Annotated in this window: 11 protein-coding genes; 4 read left to right on the top strand and 7 right to left on the bottom strand. The window is 60.6% G+C overall.

Annotated elements, in window-relative coordinates; translation table 11 throughout:
• Positions 1-625 precede the first annotated feature (625 nt).
• From BSP75_RS05680 to BSP75_RS05670, 3 genes are all read right to left on the bottom strand, one after another.
• Positions 626-1,672: a nitronate monooxygenase gene (locus tag BSP75_RS05680; protein WP_075112519.1), complete on the bottom strand. Its 1,047-nt coding sequence runs from the start codon at positions 1,670-1,672 to the stop codon at positions 626-628.
• On the bottom strand, positions 1,669-1,947 hold the full coding sequence (locus BSP75_RS05675) for a Pathogenicity locus (RefSeq protein ID WP_075112518.1): 279 nt from the start codon (positions 1,945-1,947) through the stop codon (positions 1,669-1,671). Before BSP75_RS05675 ends, BSP75_RS05680 begins: the two co-directional genes overlap by 4 nt.
• Before the next feature lie 70 nt (positions 1,948-2,017).
• Complete coding sequence (locus BSP75_RS05670) at positions 2,018-2,659, bottom strand: ribonuclease (RefSeq protein ID WP_075112517.1); 642 nt, start codon at positions 2,657-2,659, stop codon at positions 2,018-2,020.
• A gap of 202 nt (positions 2,660-2,861) precedes the next feature.
• Here BSP75_RS05670 and BSP75_RS05665 point away from each other — a divergent pair, with 202 nt between their 5' ends.
• On the top strand, positions 2,862-3,422 hold the full coding sequence (locus BSP75_RS05665) for a carbonate dehydratase (RefSeq protein ID WP_005343397.1): 561 nt from the start codon (positions 2,862-2,864) through the stop codon (positions 3,420-3,422).
• 71 nt (positions 3,423-3,493) lie between these two features.
• Here BSP75_RS05665 and BSP75_RS05660 read toward each other — a convergent pair whose 3' ends face one another.
• Entirely contained in the window at positions 3,494-6,544 is a 3,051-nt protein-coding gene (locus BSP75_RS05660) for a cytochrome c peroxidase (protein WP_075112516.1), read from the bottom strand.
• Positions 6,545-6,734: 190 nt separating this feature from the next.
• The gene (locus tag BSP75_RS05655; RefSeq protein WP_075112515.1) at positions 6,735-7,643 is read right to left on the bottom strand and encodes an S-adenosyl-l-methionine hydroxide adenosyltransferase family protein; all 909 of its coding nucleotides are present in this window, start codon (positions 7,641-7,643) and stop codon (positions 6,735-6,737) included.
• Between the two features lie 198 nt (positions 7,644-7,841).
• On the opposite strand from BSP75_RS05655, the gene BSP75_RS05650 reads away from it, so the two are divergent.
• The 3 genes from BSP75_RS05650 (at position 7,842) to BSP75_RS05640 (ending at position 11,316) form a co-directional block, all read left to right on the top strand.
• Positions 7,842-8,306, top strand: coding sequence for a hypothetical protein (locus BSP75_RS05650; RefSeq protein WP_075112514.1), 465 nt, complete (start codon positions 7,842-7,844; stop codon positions 8,304-8,306).
• Between the two features lie 189 nt (positions 8,307-8,495).
• The gene (locus tag BSP75_RS05645) at positions 8,496-9,971 is read left to right on the top strand and encodes a GGDEF domain-containing protein (protein WP_075112513.1); all 1,476 of its coding nucleotides are present in this window, start codon (positions 8,496-8,498) and stop codon (positions 9,969-9,971) included.
• A 97-nt stretch (positions 9,972-10,068) separates the two neighbouring features.
• Entirely contained in the window at positions 10,069-11,316 is a 1,248-nt protein-coding gene (locus BSP75_RS05640; RefSeq protein ID WP_075112512.1) for a DEAD/DEAH box helicase, read from the top strand.
• Positions 11,317-11,649: 333 nt separating this feature from the next.
• On the opposite strand, the gene BSP75_RS05635 is transcribed toward BSP75_RS05640, so the two are convergent.
• Positions 11,650-12,924 (bottom strand): hypothetical protein, encoded by a 1,275-nt coding sequence (locus BSP75_RS05635; RefSeq protein WP_075112511.1) that lies wholly within the window; start codon positions 12,922-12,924, stop codon positions 11,650-11,652.
• A gap of 215 nt (positions 12,925-13,139) precedes the next feature.
• Positions 13,140-13,889, bottom strand: coding sequence for a CphA family subclass B2 metallo-beta-lactamase (locus tag BSP75_RS05630; protein WP_253186612.1), 750 nt, complete (start codon positions 13,887-13,889; stop codon positions 13,140-13,142).
• Positions 13,890-14,503 lie beyond the last annotated feature (614 nt).

Here is a 14,503-nt window from a genome sequence, read left to right as displayed (position 1 = left end):
TGCCGCCAGCGTTCAATCTGAGCCATGATCAAACTCTTCAATTTAAGTTTGGTTTGCTTCGCGCTGTTACCGAAATAACAACCTTCAGCGGCTCAATGAATTGCTGAAATAAACTGTTCGACTTCTTATTGCTAAGAATTCGTCTTGGTCACTTCACCAGACATTGAAAATCAACAAAATTGTTTGATGTTCGATGCTGTGAGTGCCCACACAGATTGCTTGATTCAAATTGTTAAAGAGCGACGCAACAGTTCGTTGCTGCGGGAGTGGAATTCTACTCAACCGCCTTCTCGAGTCAAGCCTTATTTTCAAAGGCTTTTCGAGGTTATCGACGAGGTTGTTTGCGTTGCCGCTTGCCCTGTCGATGTGGCGCATTATAGAGATCCAGCTCACATTGGCAAGGCTTTACCGCAATAAAATTGCAAAAAAGTGCAATTTATTAGTTATTCATATCAACACACAGCCTTTATACAGACTTATCCACAGATGGGGGTGAAATGCGGGGTTTGGTCTCCGGATATGCGCCTCAAAACGGTACAAGCCCCCATCCATCATCGCTGCACCGCCGCGTCTGACACACAGCACCAACGACCGCTTCTATATAAAGAGGCATATATAGGTGTGCCTATCCCAATCCAGCCTCTTTGATCCAGCTCGCCATCAGCTCGCTGGCGGGAAGATCCCGGCAACCCGCTACATTCTGGCCAGCCCAGAGCGGAGAGAAGCCGCTGTCACCTGTTTTTTCGGCGGCAGCACGCAGCGGTGCCAGTGCGCCCCTGGCATAGGGGAAGTGAGGGGCAAACTCCGAGAGCGGGCCCAGCTCACGCATCAGACGGTTGACGATACCCCGTGCCAGGCGGCCACTGAACAGATTGGTCAGTGCCGTCTGCTGGCCTTGGGGTGAGTGGAGGACGGCGCGATGCAGCGCCGAGGTGGTCGCTTCATCGCAGCAGAGAAAGGCGGTGCCCATCTGCACGGCGCTGGCACCCAGCGCCAACGCGTTGGTGATCCCTTTGCCATCGACAATACCGCCTGCGGCAATCACCGGCAGGTCGGTCGCCGCGAGGATCTGCGCCAGCAGGGTCAAGGTGCTCTGCTGCAAGGCGAGATCATCAGAGAGGAAGTGCCCGCGATGACCACCCGCCTCCAATCCCTGGGCGATGATGGCATCGGCGCCGTGCTGAGCGAGCCATACGGCCTCCGCCACCGTGGTGGCACTGGCAAAAACTCTGGCCCCCGCTGCTTTCACCTGAGCAAGCAGCTCGGGCGCGGGCAAGCCGAAGTGAAAGCTGACCACCGCCGGTCTGAACTCGGCCACCATGGCAGCATGTTCCTCATTGAAGGGGGCTCGGCTTGGCGCCGTCGTAATAGCTGGGGGAGGTACGCCGAACTCGGCGTAGTAGGGAGCAAGGCGCTGCTGCCAGCGGGCCAATGCAACGGGATCCGGCTCCCGTTGCTGATGGCAGAAGAAGTTGATGTTAAATGGCCCAAGGCCACTTTTGGCAAGACGCTCCAGTTCGCTGCGCAGTTCCGCTGGCGTGAGCATGGCGGCAGGCAAGGAACCCAAACCGCCGGCTCCGGTCACGGCCAGCGCCAGCTCGCTGCCCTGCACACCGGCCATCGGCGCCTGAATGATGGGATAACGCATTCCCAGCTCGGTAAAGAGGCTCATCCATTCACCCCGTTTGTCGCGTCCGCAGACAGATGTGCACGGGCCAGCGCAATGGCGCCGTCGATGGCACTGCGCGCCTGGGGGCTGTTCTGCCAACAGGTCGAGCCCAGCATGCTGGCCACCAGCTGGACGATATGGGTGGTGTCGGCCTCGGCCAATCCGGCCAGGGTATGGTAGCCAAGCTGTTCGAGCCGTCCGATAACGGTCGGCCCCACCCCTTTCACACCGAGCAGCAGGGCCCGCTCTGTCGGGCCAAACCGGTTGTTGCCATCCATCTGTCAGACTCCTTTCCGATAGCCGTGGTTGTACATCAGGCCCGCAAGGGGCCCGATGGTGAGTGAAGACTTAACGCACGCTGCGCAGCAGGAAGTCCGGCTGACCGCAGGAGCGGCGCTCGCGCTTTTGCATCTCGGCGGAACAGGTGACCGCATCCGTCCCCTCTTTATTGACGCAGATATAGATCTCCCGCAGGAAGCGGCCACCATCGGCGCAAGCCACCGTGATGTTATCGGGGGCCAGCCACTCGTTGGCGCTCGCCAGATCGGCCTTGAGCTGGAAAGTGCTCTTGCGCAGCGGCTCTTCCGGGGATTGATAGGCCGCCGGGATCTTCACCTTCTGGCGCAAATCGCTCGCCAGCTGATGGAAGGCCTGCTGGCTCAACCCGGAGCAGGTGCCGTGCTTCTCCCACTCATGGCGATAGAGGAAACGACTGGGGTAGAGGTCGGTAAACTCGCCCTCCATATCGGGATCGAGCCGCTCGCGGGTGCAGTTGCTGGGGTAACCACGCTCGTACTGGGGCCAGAGGCCGTGCAGCACAAACCCCAGTTTGCGGGAACACTGGTCCCGATCTGCCGGTTTGACGGCGCAATGCTCGGGCGACCAGGAGAGCGCCATGGCGTAATAGTCAAACTCCCCCGCCTCCCCTTTGGCCTGCACGGCCGAGGAGAGCAACAAACCACCCGCCAACAGGGCAATCATCTTCTTCATCTATATATGTCCATCTAACGCGACTCGGGATGACAGTTATGCTCCCATATTCTGGCGGCGGGAAACAGCCATGCCGAGACGGTGCGCGACAAGGGTCAGACCAGTCAGGGGTTTCACCAGAGGGCGAGCAGGGGTAAGCTGACCGACCGGTAGGCTCCTCGCCCACCACCAGATAATCCTCTTGGCAACCACAGGATGTAACATGATCCGCAAGAATCCCTCCGGCCATCTGCCTGTCATCGATGAATCCGCCTATATCGACAAGACCGCCATCATCTGCGGCAAGGTAATCATCAAAGAGAATGTCTTCGTCGGCCCCTATGCGGTGATCCGCGCCGACGAAGTGGATGCCAACGGCGAGATGGAACCCATCGTCATCGGCGCCAACTCCAACATCCAGGATGGCGTGGTGATCCACTCCAAATCCGGCGCTGCCGTCACTATCGGCGAGTACACATCCATCGCCCACCGCTCCATCGTCCACGGGCCGTGCGAAGTGGGAAACCGTGTCTTTATCGGCTTCAACAGCGTACTGTTCAACTGCCATATCGGCGATGGCGCCGTGGTGCGTCACAACTCGGTGATCGACGGCTGCGACTTGCCGCCGGAGTTCTATGTCCCCTCCACCACCCGCATCAACCAGCAGAGCGATCTGACCCATATTCCGCGGGTTTCGGTCGATGCTGCCGAGTTCTCCGAGGACGTGGCTCACACCAATATCGATCTGGTCAAAGGGTACAAGGCGCTCTCCAACGAGTTCTGATCCCTTTCTTTATTACCAGAGAACAAAACGGGCGCCGAGGCGCCCGTTTTTCATCTGACTATCTATGAAGGCTAGATGGCCCTGACGCAGGTGGCGGCATGAGCCTCGTCCACCAGATCCCATAGCGGGTCGCCGGTGCTCAGGTCGAGCAGCGGCAACTCACCATCGTCATTGGCAGTCGCATCGCTGCTCCAGTAGCGGTTGTAGAGCGGCCACCCCTGCTGCTGGAGCAACTGATCCGTCGCTCCATTTTTGTTGTAAGCAGCAAACAGCGCCTCCAGCTCGGCTCGGGTCGGCAGACGCCAGTCATCGTGGCCGCGCGCCACCAGCTGCTGGCAGTAATCCCGCGCCCTCGCCTGCCCCATGGTCACATACTCCAGCGGGAAGGGATTGTAGTCGCCATCGCTGTCACTGCTCAAACCCTCATAGGAAATGGACAGACGCTCCGCCTCATCCTTGGTCAGCTGGCAGACAAAGGCCAGCTTGCCTGCCACCAGCTCGGGTTGACGGCAGCCCCGGGCAAAATCGGGCTGGGCATCCACCACCTGCACCGTCACGGTCAACGTGTGACGAGCCGTGGTCGCCACCAGGCGGGCCGTACCGACCGCCACACCGCGCACCTCACCCTCCGGGCTCACGGTGACGAACTCCGGCTGTTCGCTGCGCCACGCCACTGGCGCATCAAGCGGGCTGAGAGAGCCATCGCTCAGTTGCCACTGCAGTTGCAGAGGAAGCGTCCGCCCCGCTTCCAGTTGAGGCTGGGCAGGCAGCACCGCCAATCGGGTGATCACGGCTCCCACCGGAGTAGGGTCATCCACCTCACTCACCCCCAGCTCAGCAACCGTGGCCGGTGTACGACGCGGCTCGGCCGAGGCACTGCGCAAAAACTCGCCGATGGCATCGAGCTCGTCATTGCTGAGGCCAAGAGCATGCAGGTGATCGGAGGCCTTGGGGAAGAAGGGATCGTATTGATCCGCACCGGTCGGGAAGCCGACCCCGCTGCTCCACTTGGTCACGCCAAAGTTGTACATGGCCACCACCCCCTGCACCGAGCCGCCGATACGCTGGGCCAGGATCGGGAAGATACCGTTGTGCATATAGGGGCCGGTAAAGGCGACGTCCCGCAGACTGGGGGTCTTGAAGCGGCCGATGTCTGCCTTGTTGCGGGTCTGTAGGAAGCGGCCGCGATCTTCCAGCTTGCCGCGACCGTAATAGGTAAGCCCCACACTCTCGAACCCGTGTTGACTCAGCAACGGGCCCGAGTGGCAGTTCATGCAGCGGCCATCGGTGCGGTAGAGGTGCATCCCCCACAGCGCCTTGTCACTGAGCGCCTGACTATCCCCTTGAACGAAGCGCTCAAAATCGCTGTCGCGGCTGATGATGGTGCGCTCGAAGGTGGCGATCGCCTTGGCGATCCGCTCCAGCGTGATCCCCTGATCGCCAAAGGCGGTGGCAAAGGCTGCCTGATAGTCGGGGCTGGCCTGCAAGCGGGCCAGCAGCTCGTCATGGCTCAGCGCCATTTCGATGGGGTTCTGGATCGGGTGAAGCGACTGCTCCTCCAGCGTGGCGACCCGCCCGTCCCAGAACTGAGTCGAGCTGAAGGCGCTGTTGAGGATGGAGGGGGCGTTGCGATTGCCCTTCTGACCCAGATGACCGACCGATACGCTCAGGCCATCGCTCCACCCCTTTTGCGGATCGTGGCAACTGGCACAGCTGATGTCCCGCCCCCTGGAGAGCTGCTTGTCGAAAAAGAGCTGCTGACCCAACACCACCTTGGCCCGGCTATAGGGGTTGTCGGCCGGGAAAGGTACCGCCGGCAGCGGCCCCAGCTCCTGCCATTCCACCCCGTCATCCACCCGGGCGGCAGGCCATTGGGCTGACGCGCCGCTGTACTGGGCGCGCAGAGTCGCCATGTCAGGCTTGCTGCTGTCGCGCACCACAGAGGGGCGCACCGGGTACGGAGCCAGCGCATACCAGAGCAGACTGCCCTCCCCCTCATCCAGCCAGGTTCGGGTCGCCAGCTGATAGAGACGGGGCTGACCCGCACCATCCTGCAGCCAGAGCTGGGTGGGCAGGGCTACCGCAAAGGTATTGGGGTAGCGCCATGCCGACTTGTCACCACTCAGCAGCCGTTCGAACTCGGTCAGGGTCGGCAGGCGCCAGTCGCTACGGCCGCAACCGCTCGGCACCGCGGCCAGTTGTGTCCGGTTGGCAACCGTCAACACACTGGAGTCACTGCCATAAAGCCAGTACTGGCTGCCCTTGACCCCGCTGACCGTACGCACATCGTGCAGGCACTGCCAGGGGCCGCGCACCACCAGCTGCCCCTGCTCATCGAGGCGCAGCAGATCCGCCGTCTCCGGCTCGTCCGGCTGGCTGGGATTGGCGGGATAGAGCTGGGTGCGGGCGGACTGGATCTGGGCGCTGTTGTTGCGCTGATACCAGCTGCGCGCCTGCTTGTCATCGCGCAGGGCCAGCAGCATCTGCCAGCTGTCGGCATAGTCGAGCACGGCGCCCGGCTGGCGCTGGGCCAGCAGGAAGGCAGCGTAATCCTCAATGGCCGCCTGTTGCTGCACACGGATCTCCTCTGCCCTGCCCCACTCGGCCTGACTGAGGGAACCATCCCCGCTCTGATCCGCCAGCAGGAAGAGCGCAGTCTCCTCCTCGTTCAATCCCAGCCGCGGCACGCTGTTGCGGCGCGCCAGAGTGATCCCGGCCGAGAGATCCGCCACCCGCACCGATACCGCACGCAGCAGATAGCCCTCGTCGCTACCAAGCAGCTCCAGCGGCTGATCCAGTTGCAGACCTGCTGGCAAGGTGATGCGGGTGAGCTGGCCCGGTACGATGACCTGCTGCACGCGGATCCCGGTGGCGACCTGTCTCACCTCGAGCTGTGCACCCGCCCCCAGCCGATCGGCCACATTGACCTCTATGGTCAGGGGCACCCAGGTATGGGTTTCTGGCTGCACTGTTGGTGGCACTATGGGTGGCGTGACGGGAGGTTCGGTCGGCTTGACGACCGGCGGGGTCACCTCGGGTGAGGGGGCCACCGACGTATTGCTGTGATTGTCATTGCATGCGGTCAGGGCCAGCAGGCTGAGCAGTAAAAGGCTGGTTTTCATTCGTTATGGTTAGGTGGTCAGACAAGTGCGCGATTATCCATCCAAATACCAATCATTATCAATTGCATTCAATTAATATGCATTTTGACAACAACTCCTTATCCGCAACTCCTATCAGCCAATGAGAGAGGGCAGCCTCTTTGGCTGCCCTCGCTTGCTTCAAACCCGCTGGTCGAAAGCCCGACAATCTTCAGGAGCACTTCTTCAGGCTAATATGCCAGTTGGCGCCGGATTGCACCTGATGCTTGGCGGCGAAGCTGTCCATGTTCAGCGCCACCGACACCTGCAGCAGGCTGTTGAGGTAGACCAGCGGCTGGCCTTCCGGCACATCGCCGAAGCTGCTGACGTAAGGTGCCTTGCCGTCATATTTGACCGCATCCCCTTCGCTGATCTTGATGCAGGCGCTATCCCCCTTGTTGATCCCTGCCTGGGTCAGCAGCGCATCGTCGATATTGGTCCAGACGTTGCCGTACTGCACATCGAGGATCGGGATGGTGCCCTTGAGGGTGCCATCTTTCTCGGCGACCGCAGGCTGATAGGGGATCTTCACCACCTCGGCGGGCAGTAGCGGGCCGACCTGCTCATAACTGATAGCGCCGGAAGCGAGCCGTGCGCCGGTGTAGGCGTACACATCGCGGCCGTGGAAGGTGTAGGACTTCTCGGAGCCCTTGAGGCGATTGCGCTTCTCGTCGATCTGGCGCACCGCTTCGATGCCAAAGTGCTCGGCCACCAGAGTCAGGGTGCCGTTATCCGGGGTGACGATGTAGTGGCCGCTCTTGGTCTTGAGCACCACCGAGTGGCGATCGGTGCCCACGCCGGGATCTACCACGCTGACAAACACGGTGCCCTTGGGCCAATACTGCAGGGTCTGATAGAGGCGGTAGGAGGCTTCCCAGATGTTGTAGGCCGGGATCTCGTGGGTCAGATCATAGAGCGGCAGGGTGCGATCCACCCCGAAAGCGACCCCTTTCATGGCCGAAACGGCGCCATCTTTGAGGCCGAAATCGGTCTGGATCACCAGCGCTTCGTTGGCGGCGGCGATGCCGCTGGCCAGCATGAGAGCGAGCGCGATGGCGCGGGGAGCGGTGCGAATATCCATATCTGAACTCCTGAATCATCTGAGGATAACGAAACGGCAACAGCCATTTAGACATCCAGACTGCCATCGATAAATTTTTTTGCAAGGAGTTTGCACCAAAGTGAGGGGCGACTCGCAGAAATTGTGCTCGCCAAACGGCGACAGCGGGGGTATCAAAGGCAGAATGGGAAAACGTTTACAATACAGGAGCCCGGCACCATGACACAACCCGTACCCGAGATGATGACCCTGCTGCTGGAGATTGGTGAACAGAGCAGTCAGGTCTGGCTGAGCCAGCCAGATGGGGCCCCGTCACACTATCCGCTGGCCTTTGGCACCCACGCCATCCAGCCCGGGCCGTTTCGCCATGCGCCGCCCACCCCGCTCGAACTGGAGCGGGCCATCATGGTGGTGGAAGATGAGCTGATGCGCATCGCCCCGCAGATCCCGCCCGGCTTGCAGCTGACCCTGCGCAGCCAGCCGTCACTGGCCGAAGTGCTGGGGGATAACCAGCTCGACCGGGATCTGGTGGAGCAGGCCTTTGGCCAGCTGGCCGCCATGGCGGAAGGGGATCCCCTCGCCGCCAGCTTGCTGCCCCGCGACGAGCACGTTGCCGCCGTATTGCTGATCGTCAGGGAGTGGCTGCACCATCTGGCCAGCGAAAACGTGCTGATCGTCGAATAGCTGACTGCGCCGCCGCTCACCAGCGTATCCCCCTCGGGAGCAACTATCCGCCCATTGCCGCTGGCGACCCGCAGTCGGCGATGAACAGCAGCGGCGGACTCTTCCGGACTTGCTTTGACGTATACTCCAGCTAATCTGGCGACCAGCCAGCAATATCACACCCTTTTCACTCTGGAGGCGCCCCTCGCCATGGCTTGGCATAAGGTTAGAATCGAACACCCCAAACTGACGCTGCTGGGGGTAACCCTGCTAATACTGACCGGATTGGGCTGCGTGTTCTATTACACCTATCAGAGCCTGCGCCACGACATGCACCTCATCACCGCCAAGCAGAAGAACGTGTTCGACGTGTTCTACCAGCGGGCCAAGATCCTCGAGGTGGAAAACATCACCAGCTATCTCGCCTACCAGCGGTCGCTGGAAACTCCCGCCCACCTCGTTCGCAACGAGTCGAACACCAACTACCTCTATGGCTACGACCTGAGAAGCAAGCACCGCTTTGCCGATGTGCCGCTGCAATACCCGGCCGCCAATATCCTCAATACCTTCCGCTATGCCCTCTCCTATCCGGAGGTGATCAACATCTACACCATCTGGAACGACTACCGGCTGATCGGCATGGTGGCCGACAACAAGCTGCTGCCCGCCAGACTGGCGCCGATCAAGGTGGATCTGATGACACTGCCCGCCTGGTATCACTACTTCGGTTGCGCCAGCTTTGCACCCGGCCGCCCCTTCTGCAGCGCCGATGAGGCCTTTGTCTCCGATATCGGTATCGACAGCTTCAGCATGCGCAAAACCATAGTGATGAGCTTCCCCTTCATTCATCAGTCGGGGCGCAGCGGCTACAAGTACGGGCTGCTTAGCATCGACATCGCTGTCGATGAGGCGTTTCGGGATGTGCTGCACCCCTTCGATGCCGTCAACCCGACTCGTACCGACATCTCGTTTGAGGCTGCCGAGCCCTGCCTCCCCTGGCAGATCTGCCTGAGCAAACCCTTTATGCGCACCAAGGCAGGGGAAGATCTCTATCTGAGGTGGTCCTACTCCTGGCTCGATTTCATCCAGCTGGCCTTTCACGGCCCCGCGTTCAAGATCTATCTCATCATCATTTTGCTGGTGATGGTGGCATGGAAGCAGATCTATCAGCGGCTGCGCACCCTGGCCCATACCGATCACCTGACCCGCTTGCCACGGCGGGACATTCTCACCCAGAGGCTGCTGCACGAGCACGACTACCTGATGATCCTCGATATCGACAACTTCAAGTCGATCAACGATCTGCATGGTCATAGCATCGGCGATGCCGCGCTCATCGCCTTTGCCCGCCACCTCAAGGGCAGCATTCGCAAGATCGATACCGCCATCCGCTGGGGCGGCGAGGAGTTTATCGTGCTGTTTCAGGGGATGGAGGATGACGAGATGATGATCCATTCGGCCGAACGGCTGTTAAACGCCCCCTTGCAGATCCCCGAGCTGCCCACCCCCATCACCTTCTCCGCCGGGGTGATCCGCATTCGCGACTACCTCACCGTCACCGAGGCGGTGCATCTGGCCGACGAGCTGCTCTACCACGTCAAACAGCACGGCAAGCACAACATCGCCTGCTACGAGGGCAAGACGATCCGGCTGATCCGCCCGTTGCCGGACGACGCAGAGGCATAGCCGCCTTCTGCCGATCCCCCCGCTTCTGTTACCATCGCGGCCACGATCACTCACAGCATCGTGGCCGCAGGCCGCGATAACCCCGACTGGTGCCCCTATGTCCACAGCCTCCTTTGCCGAACTGGCCCTCTCCCCCCGCTTGCAGCAGACCCTGACCGAACTGGGCTATGCCGCGCCGACTCCGGTGCAGGCCAGCGCTATCCCCGTCATTCTGGCGGGGCGCGATCTGATGGCGGGTGCCCAGACCGGCACCGGCAAGACCGCCGCCTTTGTGCTGCCGCTGCTGGAACAGCTGCTGCAACAGCCACAGGCAGAGCCCCGTCCGATCCGCGCGCTGGTGCTGGTGCCGACCCGCGAGCTGGCGGTACAGGTTGCCGAGAGTGTGGCGTGCTACGGTCAGGGCACCGGTCTCACCAGCACCCAGGTCTACGGCGGGGTGAGTATCGCGGCGCAGGTAGCGGCGCTTCAAACCGGAGTGGATATCCTGATCGCCACCCCGGGCCGCCTGCTCGACCATTTGCGACAGGGGGCGTTGAGTCTGGCGGCGCTGCGCCATCTGGTGTTTGACGAGGCGGACCGCATGCTCGACATGGGCTTTATGGACGAGATCAAGGCGCTGCTCAAACAGATCCCGGCGGATCGCCAGACCCTGCTTTTCTCCGCCACCTGCGACGACAACCTGTTTGCCTTGAGCAAAGTGCTGCTACGCGACCCCGAACTGATTGAAGTAGCACCGCGCAACACCACGGCAGCCGAAGTAGAGCAGCGGGTTTATACCGTCGATAGCGATCGCAAGCTGGCGCTGGTCGAACATATGCTGAAAGTGAAGGGGTGGGCACCGGCCCTCATCTTCAGCCGCACCCGCCAAGGGGCCGACAAACTGGCCCAGCAGCTTGGCAAGGCGGGCATCAATGCGCTGGCCTTCCACGGCGACCTGTCGCAGAGCGCGCGGGAGAAGGTGCTGCTGGAGTTTCGCGCCGGCACCCTGCAGGCGCTGGTTGCCACCGACGTGGCGGCCCGCGGCCTCGATATCACGGATCTCAACTACGTGATTAACCTCGAATTCCCGTTTGTGGCAGAGGATTACGTCCACCGTATCGGTCGCACCGGTCGCGCTGGCAACAAGGGGCTCGCCATCACCCTGTTCAGCCCGGAAGATGCACCGCTGCTGGAGAAGGTGGAAGCGGTGCTCGACACCCGTTTGCCCCAGCAGTGGTTCCCCGGCTTTGAGCCGGATCTCACCCGCTTCGAGCCCGAGCCGCGCCGCAACAGCAAGGCGGCCCAGAAACAGCGTGCCAGAAAGCAGGCCCTCGCTGGCCACAAGGGTGGCAAGGGGCGGCGCTAACGGCCCGCGCCAATCCCTTCCAACCAATCCCTGCAAACCCATCCCTGCAAACAGGAACAAGCCCCTGTGCGGCCGGTTTTGCCGCCGTGCGGGGGCGCAGCGGCAAACCGGCTCACTATAAGCAGGATTTATGGATTTTCCTGAAATGACCCAACTCCAGCTTATACCGGCCACCGCCAAGCCCCGTATGCCATAAAGGGGCAACAGCGGGGCTGCGAGCCCCATAAAAAGAGAACGCCCGATCCCGGGCGTTCTCTTTGCTTGGTCGCTTCAACCCATCCTCTCCTGCAAACCCCTTCAGCCCACAGATACCGCGCACACTCGCGGCGACAGCTAGGGCGCCGTCGCCAGCTCGGGTGGCAGGGTACGCAAGATCTGCCGCTCCGCCAGGGTCGAGAGGATAAACATCACCATATAGCCAAGGCCCAGCGCCACGATAATCGCCACCACGTTGGCGGTGAATTCGGCCACCAGATAGTAGGCGGCAACCAGTGCCACTATGCCTGCCAGCCGGATCAGCAGGCTCTGGGTAAAGTGGCCGTGAGCCTTGATATAGGCGAGCTGATAGCCGTTGAGCATCATAAAGATGAAGAAGATAGAGAAGTGGAACAGCACCGGCACCGCCCCCACGTAATCGGCGGGGAAGAACAACAGCACCAGCGGCTTGCCCGCCAGCAGCATCAAACCAAAGAACGCCAGACTGACGATGGCGGAGAGGCGGAATATCCAGCGGCGGATCATCCTGATCTGGCGGTGATCGCCGTTGCGCAGATTGACCGCCAGCTCAGGCAGCACAAAGCGGTAGATGGGGAAGACGAACAAGGTGGTCATATAGGTGAAGATGGGGCGCACCACCACCTGAAAATCCCCCAGCTCGTCGAGGCTGAAGTGGCGGATGGTGAGCAGCACAGTGATGTAGATCATCAGGATGCTGGCCCCCGCCTCCAGAGAGGCGGTAAAGCTCTTCTTCACATAGCTCACCATCTCGGGGCCGAGCGCCACCTTGGCGAGCGGCCTGGTGGCGATGGCTCGGCGCCGCGAAAGATACATATAACCGGCGATAGCGAGCGAGGAGAAGGTCAGCCCGTAGAAGAGCGAGGCAAGCGCATCCATCCCGAGCCCAAAGTAGCAGGCCATAAACAGCAGGCCGTTGGCCAGCGGCTCCAGCCAGGTGACCCGGTTGGAGAGCGTATACATCCGGTACATGGCCACCAGATTGGTGAAGTAGACCTTGAGCCCCAGCCCGAAGATGACCCCCACCAGTTGCAAATACTCCACCCGGATATGGAGCCCGTGCTTGATATAGGGGATCACCGCCCCCCAGGTGAGCAGCACGATGCCAATCAGGAAGTAGCGAAAGATATTGATGATGTCCCGATCGTTTTTGGTCTGGGAGTAGCTCACCACCATGGAGGAGCGAAAACCTGTCATCAGGATAAAGGAGAGGGAGATCAAATCCACCACACTGTTGAACAGCGCCAGCTCCCCCTTGGCGACCCACTGCGCCAGCCACACCTTGAAGGCGAAGCCGATAACGATGCTGACCAGCGAGGCCCACATCCCGGTGATAAAGGCCTGTTTGAGGCGCGCGAGAGAGGCGTATTGCATAACGAAAATGGATAACTTTCAGGGAAAAGAGAGAAGGCCATCTTATGAAAGCTAACCCCCCTTGAACAGCGTTAATGCCACGCACTCACAGCCACCAAAAAAACCGCAAACGCAAAATGCCCGCTTATTTCCTGAAAGCGGGCGTTTTGTGGTGTGCCGTTATGGCTGCTGATTGCAGCGATGGCACGGCTTGCAGGCTCTCTGCCACGCAGCGGTTATGACTGCTGCGCCGCCTTGATAAGCGCCTCGTAGTGCTCAATCAGCTCAGGGCCGTGCAGCGGTGAGTCGTGACCGCCGATCACCGTCTTGATCGGCAACTTCATCGCCTTGAGCCGCTCGATGGTCTGCGGATAGGCCTTCACATTGGCAAAGCTCAGGTTGCCCAGCTTCTCCTTGAGGATGCAGTTGCCATAGAGCACCTGCTCGTCGGGGAAGTAGACAAAGATGCCGTCCATCGTATGGGCCGGGCCCGCGTAGAAGGCCCGCACCTTGCCCTCTTGCAGGGTGAAGTCGCCATCGTGCACCACGTTGGGCAGCACCAGCGGCAGATCCGGGTACTCCGGCAGCCCCTTGCGGGTAAAGGCGACAATCTCGGCCCAGTCGCTCTTCATCAGATCCCGGGTCTGGCGCGTCGCCACCACCTTGGCCCCGATGGACTTCCAGTAGGCGTTACCGCCCGCCCGATCGGTGTGGTAGTTGGTGTTGATCACCTCCAGCACCGGCTTGCTGCTGACCCGTTTGATCAGCTTGTGCAGCTCGCGGGCGGTATCCGGCGTCCAGGTCGCCCCCACCACCGTCACCCCCTTGGCCCCGAAATAGACCATGGAGTTCTCTTTGACGTAGTAGTTGTCCTCCACCACATAGACAGGGCCGCTCACCTGCTTGAGTTCGATCCCCGCCGCCCGCACGCTGCCACCCCAGAAACTCGCCATCAGCACCACGGCCCCGGCCAATGTGCACTTCATCCAACCTTTCATCATCTTGCTCCCTCGAACCAACCGCCCCCTCGCCACCCCTGTGGCAAGCCGGGCCTTTTACGCAGTGAGCAGAAGATACGGGGGATTTGTGAGGGGAAAATGAGGTTCTGTGAAGAGAAGGTGAAGTCTGGGGGAAGTCAGGGGTAAGTCCGGAAAAATCGGCAGTGACCTCCTGTTCGCGAACGTCCGAATACGCTTCGCTATTCGAACCTGCAACACAGATAGCGACCCCTCACCCTAACCCTCTCCCAAGGGAGAGGGGATGGTCCGTGCCAATTCCAAGCCACACATATTCACCCGCACCACAGAGCCAAAACACAGCCAGCGGAATCAATTTCGCCCCCTTCTCCCACTCTTGATCACAAACAAGGGGAGAAGGGCTGGAGATAAGGGGAAGGTAACAATAAGCCACATAATGTAGGGTCGATTAGCGTAGCGTAATCGTCCGTTTACCGCCGCACACCGAGTTATGGCAAGACCGGCTGAGAACTCGGGATATCAGCGGTTTCTCGGCCTGCGATTCGAACCTACTGCCTTGGATGTTTGACACCCCATAATTCCATTAATCAACGCTACATATCTAATTTATTGAACTGCGTCTA

It is taken from the genome of Aeromonas sp. YN13HZO-058 (assembly GCF_001921245.1).
In the GTDB taxonomy this organism is placed as follows: Bacteria; Pseudomonadota; Gammaproteobacteria; order Enterobacterales; family Aeromonadaceae; genus Aeromonas; species Aeromonas allosaccharophila.
This window is presented reverse-complemented; position numbering and strand designations above follow the sequence as displayed.